The organism is Anoxybacillus sp. J5B_2022 (genome assembly GCF_026847645.1).
GTDB lineage: Bacteria > Bacillota > Bacilli > Bacillales > Anoxybacillaceae > Anoxybacteroides.
In genome coordinates this window covers 1-11,813 of record NZ_JAPSMC010000018.1, presented here as the reverse complement: position 1 = coordinate 11,813, position 11,813 = coordinate 1, and the positions used below count along the sequence as shown (strand labels likewise).

Sequence of the window (11,813 nt, the reverse complement as noted above, 5' to 3'; positions counted from 1 at the left end):
TGTGCGAATTTGTTAAAAATTCTTCCTCTATCCATTCACAATTTTTCCACCGTTGACATGAATCACTTGCCCTGTGATGTAAGAAGCGTCATCGCTCGCTAAAAAAACGTAGCTTGGCGCGACTTCTTCTGGTTGACCCGGTCGTTTCATCGGCGTATTGGAACCGAACGTTGCTACTTGTTCGCGCGAAAACGTTGATGGAATGAGCGGCGTCCAAATCGGGCCGGGGGCAACGCCGTTCACGCGAATGTTCTGCTGAACAAGCGACTTGGCCAATGACCGTGTAAACGTCACAATCGCTCCTTTTGTCGCGGAATAATCAAGCAGCTGTTCATGACCTTCATAAGCGGTGATCGAAGCGGTGTTAATAATCGAACTGCCTTCTTTTAAATAAGGGAGCGCGGCTTTTGTTAAATAGAAGTAGCCAAAAACGTTCGTGCGGAACGTTTTTTCTAATTGTTGCGATGTAATGTTAAGTAAGCTGTTTTGCGGATGTTGCTCCGCTGCGTTATTGACAACGATATCAAGTTTACGAAACGTCTGAACCGTTTGTTTGACCGCTTCTTTACAAAAATGCTCGTCACCGACATCTCCAGCGATGAGCAGGCATTGCCGCCCCTCTTGTTCGACTTGCCGTTTCGTTTCTTCCGCGTCTTCGTGTTCATTCAAATAAATAATTGCGACGTCCGCCCCTTCTTTAGCAAAGTAAATAGCAATAGCGCGGCCGATGCCGCTGTCACCACCGCTAATGAGCGCAACTTTATCTTTTAGTTTCCCACTGCCGCGATAACTCGGATCCTCAGAAATCGGCTGCGGGTTCATTTCCGTCTGCAAGCCCGGCTGACGGTTTTGATGCTGCGGCGGCAGCGTTGCCTGTTGTTTTGTGACCATGGTCATTCCTCCTCGAATCGTTATTTCATCGTTAGTATGGAACAATGTAAAAAAAATATTTGAAGTGCTTCAAAATTGGATATGTTATAATGTGAGGTAATATAAGGTGAAAAAAGGATGTGATGGTAAAGTTGAAAAGAAAGCATCCGTTGTTATTGTTATTTGGCAGTATGCCGCCAAAAAGCATTAAAAGCGCAAGAAAATGGGATCAGATTCGAAAGCAAGCGAGTGAGGGACATATTCATCAAAAATATGGGACATCGATCAAAGGCACGTAAAAAGCTGACCGCATCGGGTCAGCTTTTTCACAATACATTGAAATATCGCGCTTCCGGATGAGCGAAAACGATCGCGGATACGGATGCTTCCGGCTCCATCATAAATCCTTCCGTTAAATGAATGCCAATTTCTTCAGGATGCAAGAGACGGAATAGTTTTTCTTGATCTTCTAAATTTGGGCAAGCTGGATAGCCGAATGAGAAGCGCTGCCCTTGATATTTTGCCGCAAAACGCTCCTCCATTGTAAAGTCCGGATCGTCTGGGAAGCCCCAGCGGTCGCGCATTACCTGGTGCGTGCGCTCGGCCAATCCTTCGGCAACTTCAAGCGCCAACGCTTGAATCGCGTGGCTTTTCAAAAACTGACCGCTTTCTTTCCAACGCTGTGCGAGTTCGCGAATTCCTTTTCCTGCGGTGACGGCAAATAGGCCGACATAATCGATTTGGCCGCTGTCGACGGATTTTAAATAGTCTGCCAAACAAAGGTATGGCTCTTTCGGCTGCCGCGGAAACTCGAACGTTTCAATGATCGTTTTGTTGTCCGCTGGAGAATAAATGTAGATTTTGTTGCCATCGCTTTGAGCTGGAAAAAATTGATATACAACCGCTGGCGTGATCCACTGTTGCCGTTTTGCTTCCGAAAGAAGATCATCTAAAAGTTGTTTCAGCATGACCGCTTTCTCGTCTTGCTCCGCAAGCAGTTTTTTCACGTTTCCTTTTAAGCCGAGATGGTGACCGAGCAGCATTTGCCAGTTAATGTACGGCTCGATATGGGCAAGCGGTACGTCTTTTAACACATGGCGCTCTAGATCAGTCGGCACAAAAACAGGAACGGTGGTAGAAACGTTCGAGCGAACGAGCGTAGCTGTTAGCGTCGTTTGTTTTGATATAGGGCTGCTTCTTTCTTTTCGTTCATATTCTATTTCGTTTTGTTGTAGACGATTTGCCAGCGCCAATCCGTCCATCGCATCTTTCGCATAGAGCACAATGCCGTCATATTCAGGCGCAATTTTATTTTCCGTAAACTTCCGTGACAGCGCCGCGCCGCCCACCAAAATCGGCAGCGAAATGCCCGCCTGCTTTAAATCTTGGGCGGTGAGCACCATTTGCTGCGCCGATTTGACGAGAAGCCCGGATAATCCGATCATGTCCGGCTGTTCGGCCCGCACCGCTTCAATGAGCTGCTGTGGCGTTACTTTAATGCCTAAATCGACGACGTGAAAGCCGTTGTTGCTTAAAATGATGTCGACTAAGTTTTTGCCGATGTCATGAACATCGCCTTTGACTGTTGCTAGTATCACTTTTCCTTTTGTACTTGTTTCCGTTTTTTCCATATGTGGCTCTAGAAAAGCGACGGCTGCTTTCATCACTTCTGCGCTTTGCAATACTTCGGCTACGATCAGCTGGTTATCATTAAACAATCGCCCGACTTCATCCATGCCGGCCATGAGCGGCCCGTTAATGATATCAAGCGGGCTTTTGTACGTTTGTAGCGCCAATTCTAAATCGGCAAACAATCCTTCTTTTGTGCCTTCGACGACATAGTTTGCAAGCCGCTCTTCCAGCGTTAAGTTTTCGTTCGCTTTTTTCGTTTCTTTCGTTTTGTCACGATAAAATTGAATGAACGTGTTCAACGTTTCGTCGTTTGTGTGGAATAGAAGTGCTTCGGCCATTTTTACTTCTTCTTCTGGAATGGAAGCAAACCGTTCTAATTTTTCCGTATTGACAATCGCATAATCGAGTCCGGCTTGTGTGCAATGATACAAAAAGACGGAGTTTAAAATTTCGCGTCCGACCGGCGGCAAGCCGAATGAAACGTTGCTGATACCGAGCATCGTTAAACAGTGCGGAAGCCGTTCTTTAATGAGACGGATGCCTTCAATCGTTTCTTTGGCGGCGCCGATATATTGTTCATCGCCTGTGCCGACCGGAAACACAAGCGGGTCAAAAATGATGTCGTGCGGCGATAAGCCGTATTTGTTGACGAGCAAATCGTATGAGCGCAAGGCGATTTCGAGTTTTCGTTCGGCATGAACCGCCATTCCTTGTTCATCGATCGTGCCGACAACGACCGCAGCGCCGTATTTGTGAATAAGCGGGACAATTTTTTCAAACCGCTCTTCGCCGTCTTCTAAGTTAATCGAGTTAATAATCGCTTTTCCTTGTGAGTAGGAAAGAGCACATTCGATCACTTTCTCATCGGTGGAGTCGATCACAAGCGGCACTTTTACTTTTTTGACGACTTGCTGGATGAATTGTTCCATGTCTTCTTTTTCGTCGCGGTCCGGATCGGCTAAGCAAATGTCGATGACGTGCGCGCCATTTTTCACTTGTGCGCGGGCGATTTCCGCCGCTTCTTCATATTTTCCTTCAGCGATGAGCCGCTTAAATTTACGCGAACCGATGACGTTCGTCCGTTCACCGACAAAAAGCGGCCGCATCGTTTCATCATAAAGGAGCGGGTCGATTCCGGAAACGGCGTGCATGTCAAACGATGCCGGAATTTCCCGAGGTGGAAGATCACGGACCGCTTCGGCGATGGCGCGAATATGATCGGGCGTCGTTCCGCAACAGCCGCCAACGATGTTAATCCAACCTTTTTCGGCAAAGCGCTGGATTTTTTTCGCAAGCATCTCCGGCGTTTCGTGGTAATGCCCTTCTTCATCCGGAAGGCCGGCGTTCGGATAACAGCTGACGGCGGTGTTGGCTAACTGGGCAAGCGAGCGCAAATGATCGGTCATAAATTCCGGGCCGGTCGCACAGTTCAATCCGACCGCGAACGGTTTCATATGTTGGACGGAGATAAAAAACGACTCGATCGTTTGTCCGGCTAGCGTCGTTCCCATCGGCTCAATCGTTCCGGAAATCATAATTGGCACGCGTTTTCCAAGCTTTTTAAACGCTTCGGAAATACCGATAAATCCGGCTTTGACGTTTAACGTATCTTGGCACGTTTCTAAAAGAAGCAGGTCGACGCCGCCGATCAGCAGTCCGCGCGCCTGTTCTTCATAAGCGGCAACGAGTTGCGCAAACGTCGTGCCGCCAGTGACCGATAATGTTTTTGTCGTCGGTCCCATTGAGCCGGCGACAAAGCGCGGCCAAGTGGAGGTTGAGTATTTTTCGGCAGCTTGTTTAGCTAATTTTGCTGCTTGAATGTTCAGTTCAAGCGCCAAATGACCGAGGCCGTATTCATCGAGAACGATGTTCGTAGCGCCAAATGTATTCGTTTCGACAATGTCTGCCCCTGCTTCTAAATAAGCTTCGTGAATGCGTTCGATCACGTGTGGAGCGGTAAGCGACAAATACTCGTTGCATCCTTCGTATTCCTCGCCGCCGAAATCAGCAGCTGTTAATCCGGCGCTTTGAATCATCGTTCCCATTGCTCCGTCAATAATTAAAATTTTCTTTTGTAGTTGTTCGTATAGCTGTTGGTTAGCCATGAAGCACCTTCCTTTCTTTTGCCGCCTGCTCTTTTTGGTGGACGTATTGAGCGAGCTCGACGGTCATTTCGTAGCGTAAAAACGGCGTAATTAAGTAAATGCCGTTAAATAGATCAAAGGCAGCATCGATCAATGATTTAGCGATAGCGATTCCTTCTTTTGTTGATTGAATCGGATCGTTGGCACAAGCGGCCATCCGGGCGCGAATGTTGTCCGATAACGTGATGCCCGGCACTTCATGGTGAAGGAATTCGGCGTTGCGCGCGCTTGTCAGCGGCATAATGCCGATATAAATTGGTGTATTTAAATGTTTCGTTGCTTCATATACGGCTTCGATTTGTTTTTCTGAATAGAGCGGCTGCGTAATAAAATAATGCGCGCCACATTGAATCTTTTTCTCAAGCCGTTGCACCGCTTTGTCTAAATGCCGCACGTTTGGATTAAAGGCGGCCGCGATGGAGAACTTTGTTTTTTGCCCGAGCGGCTGTCCGGAATACGATAAGCCTTCGTTAAACTGGCGAATGAGCTGAATTAAATCGAACGATGACAAATCATAGACGGACGTTGCGCCAGGAAAATCACCGATTTTTGAAGGATCGCCCGTGACGGCGAGCACATCGGTGATGCCGAGCGTATGCAAGCCCATGAGATGCGACTGCAAGCCGATTAAATTGCGGTCGCGGCACGTAATATGAATGAGTGGGCGAACGCCGATTTGTTGTTTGACGATCGTACCAAGGGCGACGTTGCTAATGCGCGGAGTCGCTAATGAATTATCGGCGAGCGTCAACGCATCGATGTTCGCTTCTTTGAGCGCTTGTGCCCCTTCTAAAAATTTCGTGATGCCTAGCTTTTTGGGCGGATCAAGCTCCACGATGACGGATCGGCGCTTGCGCACGATGTCTGGCAACGGCGGTTCCGTTTGCTCTGATGGCGCTGGAACGGAAATACTGAGCGTCCGCTGTTTGACGTGTTTTTGTTGGACAGGTGTCCGGTCGACTAACGCTTTTGCCATTGCTTCAATATGTTTTGGCGTCGTTCCGCAGCAGCCTCCGATTAAGCGAACGCCTTGGTCGCGAAACGCTAACGCGGTTTCTTTAAAATAATCCGCGTTTGTTTCATAGACGAGTCGGCCGTCGCGATAATCAGGGAGGCTTGCGTTCGGATAGGCAGAAAGGAACGCTTGATTTGGCAACGGCACTTCTTCAAGCGAGCGAATCATATGATACGGGCCGAGATGGCAGTTAAGCCCGACGATATCAGCCCCAAGCTGTTCAAGCTGTGTTAATGCTTCGCTTAGTGGGGTGCCGTCTTGTAAAATGCCGACGTCGTGCAAGGTGACGTGGGCGATGATCGGTTTATCTGTTTCTTTTCGGGCAATGGCTAGCACCGTTTTTAATTCTTCTAAATCGTAATACGTTTCTAAAAGCAATCCGTCAACATCTTCGTGCAAAAGGACGTATAATTGCTCACGGAATGTGCGCTTTATTTCTTCAAGAGTAATGGCGCTTTTGTTAATGCTGCGCAAGCCCCCGATCGTTCCGAGGACGTAGGCGCGTCCCATTGCTGCTTGTTTAGCGAGCTGGACAGCGGCGCGGTTAATTGCTTGGACGTCATCTTGTAGCCCGTAGCGAGCGAGCTTGACATAATTGGCGCCGTACGTATTCGTTTGAATGACTTCCGCGCCGGCAGCGATATAAGCTTCGTGAATATGAACGATTTCCTCCGGTTTTGATAGATTTAATTCTTCAAAGCAACGATCGATGCCGTGCGAGTATAATAACGTTCCCATCGCTCCATCGGCGAGGACGATTCGGTTCTTGACGTCTTCTAAAAGACCCACGTGCGTTCCCCCGTTTCTTATAAAATAAAAAAGCCTTCGAAGAAGAAGACTTTTCTTTTTCTTCTTCTTATCTTTCAAGCGGATCGCTTGTCTGGAATTAGCACCTTGACATGCGTCAGGTTGCTGAGGGTTCACCGGGCCAGTCCCTCCCCCTCTCTCGATAAGATTGCGTATGCGGTTGTAAAAAATATTTATATATAAATGTAACGGATTTTTTTGAAATATTCAACTATTCTTTTTTGAAAAAGAAAAGAAGGCATAACGCCTTCTTAGCGATAGTTTACAAATTGCACATCAATTGGCAAGTCGGCTTCGCGGATGGCGGCGATTACTTTTTGCAAGTCGTCTTTGCTTTTGCCGCTGACGCGAATTTGATCTTCTTGAATTTGGCTTTTTACTTTTAGGCCTGTGTTTTTAATGATGGTGTTAATTTTTTTTGCGTTGTCTTTGTCAATGCCTTGGACGAGTTTCGCACGTTGGCGCACCGTTCCGCCAGAGGCGGGCTCGATTTTCCCGTATTGAATGTTTTTCGTCGGAACACCGCGCTTGATAAGTTTACCAATTAATACGTCTTTTAATTGTTCAAGTTTAAACTCGTCATCGGAAATTAAAATGAGCTCATCTTTTTCGAGCGAAATGTCGCTTTTGCTGCCTTTGAAGTCATAGCGGTTTTGAATTTCTTTTAACGCAATATTTACCGCATTGGTGACTTCAGAAAGGTCTACTTTGGATACGATATCAAATGAACTTTCTTTCGACATATATTACCTCCAACAAGATTTGGTCATTTTGTTTTTATTATAGTAAAATGTAGCGTGAGAAACAATAAAAAGGAAGATGCCACCATGATAGCTGGAGAAATGATGACATTAACAGTAAAACGAGAAGTGCCGTTTGGGTATTTTTTGACAGATGGTACGGAAGAAGTGTTGCTTCATAAGAGCGAAACAGAACATGCACTTACAGTAGATGAAGAAGTGACGGTCTTTTTGTACCACGACCATCAAGGGCGGCTATGTGCCACGACGAAAACGCCGAAAATTACGAACGATACATACGATTGGGTCGAGGTAGTCGATATAGTGCCGAAACTTGGTGTGTTTGTCGACATCGGTATTTCGAAAGATGTACTCGTATCGATCGATGATTTGCCGCCGCTTCCGGAGCTATGGCCAAAGCGTGGAGATCAATTATATTGTTCGTTAAAAACAGATAAGCGCGGACGGCTGCTGGCACAACTAGCGACAGATGAGGTGATGAAGCAACTAGCGGTGAGAGCGACGGAGTCTGCGTTTAATCAAAATATTCGTGGCCGCGTGTATCGTTTAATAAAAGCGGGGGCGTTTATGATTTCTGACGTTGGCTATATCGGATTTATTCATGAATCGCAACGCCGCACAGAACCGCGCCTTGGCGAAGTCGTCGAAGGACGGGTGATCGGCGTGAAAGAAGACGGGACGGTGAACGTGTCGCTTCTTCCGCGTAAACACGAAAGTTTAGATGAAGATGCGGACATGATTTACCGTTATTTAGAAAGCCGAGGTGGAGCGATGCCGTATCATGATAAAAGCGACCCAGTCGATATCAAAGCGCGCTTCCACATGAGCAAAGCAGCCTTCAAACGAGCGTTAGGCCGTCTAATGAAAGCGAAAAAAGTATATCAAGAAAACGGATGGACATATATCGTAAAAGAAGAAGAGTGAATAAAGCGGAGCAAACAAGGCTCCGTTTTTTTTCTTGAAAAACTAAAAATATTTTGCTAAATGACCGATAAAAATAGTGGACATATTTATATTGAAAGGACGAGGCTGATGAAACGATTCCGTCTTATCATGGCAATGATCATGGTTGTAAGCCTTTTTGCCGGTTGTTCGGCACAGGAGAGTGTGAAAACGAAAAAACGGATAAAAGTCGGGATTATGTTGTCTGACGTCGGACTTGGCGATCAATCGTTTAGCGACTCTGCTTTTCGCGGATTAATAAAAGCGCGTGACGAATTAGGTATCATTTTTGACTACCGGGAATTGCATGAAACGAAAACGTATGAACAAGGGTTAGAGGAGTTAGTGAAAGAAGGGAATGATATCGTTATCGGGCTTGGATTTATGGTGCAGCAAGATTTGGAAAAGGTGGCGAAACGATATCCGAAGCAAAAATTTATTTTAATTGACTCTGTGTCGAATTTGAAAAACGTCACATCCATTACGTTCAAAGAAGATGAAGGAAGCTTCCTTGCTGGGGTTGTCGCGGCGATGACGACAAAAACGAATAAAATCGGATTTATCGGCGGGGCAGATGTACCGCTTATTCGTAAATTTGCCGTTGGGTTTGAAAAAGGGGTACATGCGCTAAAACCGGCCGCTGCTGTCGAAGTGGTGTATGCCGGCGATTTTGGGAATGACAAACTCGGAGCCAATATTGCAAAAGGAATGTTTGCGAAAGGGTGCGATATAGTATATACAGCGGCAGGGTTTACGGGAGTTGGTGCACTAAAAGAAGCAGAAGTGCACGGTGTTTATGCTATTGGCGTAGATAGCGACCAATATTTTTACGCGGAAAAAGCCGTTGTCACATCGATGGTCAAAAATGTGGATGTGGCGTTATTCACTGTTTTAAAACAATATGTAGAGAAAGGAAAGTTAGAAAGCGGAACGGTTCAACTTGGATTGAAAGAAAACGGGGTTGGTCTTGCGCCGATTCGTGTTGTGCCATGGAGCGAACCGCAGCAAAAACTGGTCGAGCAATGGAAAGAAAAAATTGAAAATGGCGAAGTCACAACGAATGAATAGAAAAGGGGATTATGATGACGCTTCGAAAAAAACTCTGGCTTCATTCGATTATTTCTATTTTACTATCGATGGGCATAATGGGATTTATTATTGTGAACATGTTGTCAATTCAAGCGATGAATAAAGATGTTGTTCCGATGTTGTTGACGGTGCAGCAAGCGCAAGCAAACATGAAAGCGACGAAACAAAGCTTGAATAACTTTGCCTATAATATGACAGAGGGGAATAAGCAAGATGTAACCGCTCAAGTCAACGAAACGGAACAGTTGCTACAGAAACTCGACAAGATCTTAAAGCAAAAAGAGTTCCGCGTTTTGTTAGAAAATGCGAAACAAAAGTTTGCGGATGTACATACCCGTTCTTTCGCAGCGCTGGAGAGCCGCGATGCATCCGAAACGAGACGACAAGCGATACGAATTGAAGGAGCGATTAACGATTTGCATGTTTTGCAGTTGTACACAAACGATTTTTATAACCAACTGCAGCGGGATTTACAGACGCAAATTCGTTTTGTTGTTTGGACAGCAATCATCGGCAGCTTCGTGCTCTTGTTATTATCTGGAGGAAGCAGCTTAAGATTAACCCGCTCCATTACGAAGCCGATGGAGCTCCTAGCAAGCAATGCGAAAGAGATTGCGGGCGGCAATTTGCTGGTGGAGCGCGTTTCATACAAGCATCACGATGAAATTGGCGAACTGAGCGCAGCGTTCAATACGATGGTCGATGAACTTCAGCGATTGCTTCATTCGGTCGACGCTGCCAGCAAGCAGGTTGAAACGTTTGCGAAAGAAATTGAAAAAGAAAATCAAATGTTAACGGAAATTAATCGCCAAGTGGCTGTATCAACTAACGAACTATCATCCGGTGCGCAAAGCATTTCGGAAGAATTGCAACAAGCCGTACTACTCATTGAAAAGATGGATGAGACGTTTGCACAAACAGTGGAAAGGACGGAGCAAACGGCACAATATAGCGAGATGGCAGTTGAGGCGATTCGTAACGGGCAGATGGCGATTGAACAGCAAGGGAAATGTATTCGTGATAACGCTGAGGCAACTGCGTTAATTGAGAAGGCAACGAATGAGTTTACAAGATATGCTGCAAACATCGAGCAAATGGCCAAGGCTGTAGCGGACATTGCGGAGCAGACGAATTTGCTGGCGTTAAATGCGGCAATTGAGGCAGCGCGAGCAGGGGAAGCAGGAAAAGGATTTGCGGTCGTTGCGGAAGAAGTGCGCAAATTGGCGGAACAATCCGGGCAGGCGACGAAGCAAATTTTTGCGACCGTTTCCCAGATTAAGCACGGTGTCGTATCTGTATCTTCTGCTGTGGCGCAAGGAGTGAAAATTGCGGAGCAGCAATCGCAGTCGCTTGAGGCGACCGCTTCGGCGTTTGCTGAAATTGAAACGAAAGTTGCTGGTATTTCGAGCGATATTCATTCATTGGTGACAGCGGTAGCGGCATCGAAGCAGCTAGGCGAGCAAGTGTTGCAAAACGTCGAGAGCATTAGTGCGGTTGTAGAAGAATCAGCAGCTGGCAGCGAAGAAATTGCGGCTTCCATGTCTGAACAGCTTACCGCGTTTGAAAATATGGCAGAAAAAGTGACAATGATGCGGCAATTGACCGATGAACTACAAGCGGTGATGGAGAAGTTTCAGACGGATAAATTTCGATAGAAAGGAACCAAGAAGGTAGAAGCAAAGGTGGCGGAAGTGGTACGCGGCAATATTCGCTATCTCCAACAGTCGTGTGGAACGCCTATTTATGAAGCGTTGAAGGCATTGAAAGGTTTTTAAAAAAGGGAAAAAAGGGAACGAAAACAGGATGAGAGAATTAGAAAATGCTTACAAAAACTAGGTTATTCCAATCAAATATATCCAGATAATCGGAATATCAAAAAAACTCCCACAAACTCTTGACTCAATCTATCAGAAACAATTTTTTGCATCAAATTTGGGAGTGTGGTATGCTTGTTCATGGAGAGCACCTCCTGAGTTTGTTTGTGTAGCTACTTACATTCTACAGGAAAGGTGCTCTTTTTTCTATGATGTTTATGGATATTACTGGTTAATCAACACGCGTGATAATACATAGTATTTACTTCCTTCTCCAATCATACACATCTTTTCTAACATCTAGCCTTTCCCCATTAATTACAACTACATAGTTACTTTCCCATTCTACAATAGCTTTATCGATTTTATACGCCCAATAAATATTTTTTCTCTTATTACTTTTATTATTAACAAGTTCACCCCTAATAGAATACGAAGTAGTGGCGCCACTATCTACTCTATATATTTCAATAGTGTATGTTTTATTAGGGGAATCAAATTTACTAATAAATTCACCTTTTGGTAAATTAGACATAGAAAACATAAAATGGTAAATAAAATAGGAAACAATACCGGCTAATACTAATAAAACAATAAGGCAGCCAGCTAAAGTATTTTGTTTAGTTTTCTTAATTATCAAATCTTCATTTTTATTTTCCATATAAACCCCTTATTATTTAAAAATTATCTTTGCAACCATCATTATAACAAATATTGAAAAATATTAAAATAAATATAA

9 protein-coding genes and 1 riboswitch are annotated in these 11,813 nt (G+C 45.3%); of the genes, 4 read left to right on the top strand and 5 right to left on the bottom strand.

Annotated elements, in window-relative coordinates; translation table 11 throughout:
* Positions 1 to 27: 27 nt before the first annotated feature.
* Positions 28 to 891: an SDR family oxidoreductase gene (locus M4I42_RS07150; RefSeq protein WP_268851518.1), complete on the bottom strand. Its 864-nt coding sequence runs from the start codon at positions 889 to 891 to the stop codon at positions 28 to 30.
* A 119-nt stretch (positions 892 to 1,010) separates the two neighbouring features.
* Between M4I42_RS07150 and M4I42_RS07145 the strand changes: the two genes are divergently transcribed.
* Positions 1,011 to 1,169: a hypothetical protein gene (locus M4I42_RS07145; protein ID WP_268851554.1), complete on the top strand. Its 159-nt coding sequence runs from the start codon at positions 1,011 to 1,013 to the stop codon at positions 1,167 to 1,169.
* A 27-nt stretch (positions 1,170 to 1,196) separates the two neighbouring features.
* On the opposite strand, the gene metH is transcribed toward M4I42_RS07145, so the two are convergent.
* The 3 genes from metH to M4I42_RS07130 all read right to left on the bottom strand — a co-directional run bounded on the left by metH (position 1,197) and on the right by M4I42_RS07130 (position 7,211).
* On the bottom strand, positions 1,197 to 4,607 hold the full coding sequence (gene metH / locus M4I42_RS07140; protein ID WP_268851517.1) for a methionine synthase: 3,411 nt from the start codon (positions 4,605 to 4,607) through the stop codon (positions 1,197 to 1,199).
* Positions 4,600 to 6,450: a bifunctional homocysteine S-methyltransferase/methylenetetrahydrofolate reductase gene (locus M4I42_RS07135; RefSeq protein WP_268851516.1), complete on the bottom strand. Its 1,851-nt coding sequence runs from the start codon at positions 6,448 to 6,450 to the stop codon at positions 4,600 to 4,602. Before M4I42_RS07135 ends, metH begins: the two co-directional genes overlap by 8 nt.
* A gap of 64 nt (positions 6,451 to 6,514) precedes the next feature.
* Positions 6,515 to 6,617: riboswitch (SAM riboswitch) on the bottom strand.
* Between the two features lie 102 nt (positions 6,618 to 6,719).
* Positions 6,720 to 7,211 (bottom strand): YajQ family cyclic di-GMP-binding protein, encoded by a 492-nt coding sequence (locus M4I42_RS07130; protein WP_004891900.1) that lies wholly within the window; start codon positions 7,209 to 7,211, stop codon positions 6,720 to 6,722.
* Positions 7,212 to 7,295: 84 nt separating this feature from the next.
* Here M4I42_RS07130 and M4I42_RS07125 point away from each other — a divergent pair, with 84 nt between their 5' ends.
* The 3 genes from M4I42_RS07125 (at position 7,296) to M4I42_RS07115 (ending at position 10,915) form a co-directional block, all read left to right on the top strand.
* Positions 7,296 to 8,153: a CvfB family protein gene (locus M4I42_RS07125; RefSeq protein WP_442864080.1), complete on the top strand. Its 858-nt coding sequence runs from the start codon at positions 7,296 to 7,298 to the stop codon at positions 8,151 to 8,153.
* Positions 8,154 to 8,261: 108 nt separating this feature from the next.
* On the top strand, positions 8,262 to 9,239 hold the full coding sequence (locus M4I42_RS07120) for a BMP family lipoprotein (protein ID WP_268851515.1): 978 nt from the start codon (positions 8,262 to 8,264) through the stop codon (positions 9,237 to 9,239).
* 14 nt (positions 9,240 to 9,253) lie between these two features.
* The gene (locus M4I42_RS07115; protein ID WP_268851514.1) at positions 9,254 to 10,915 is read left to right on the top strand and encodes a methyl-accepting chemotaxis protein; all 1,662 of its coding nucleotides are present in this window, start codon (positions 9,254 to 9,256) and stop codon (positions 10,913 to 10,915) included.
* Between the two features lie 421 nt (positions 10,916 to 11,336).
* Here M4I42_RS07115 and M4I42_RS07110 read toward each other — a convergent pair whose 3' ends face one another.
* Positions 11,337 to 11,735 carry a DUF5412 domain-containing protein gene (locus tag M4I42_RS07110; protein ID WP_268851513.1) on the bottom strand — a complete coding sequence of 133 codons (399 nt, stop codon included), beginning with the start codon at positions 11,733 to 11,735 and terminating at the stop codon, positions 11,337 to 11,339.
* Between the last annotated feature and the right edge of the window lie 78 nt (positions 11,736 to 11,813).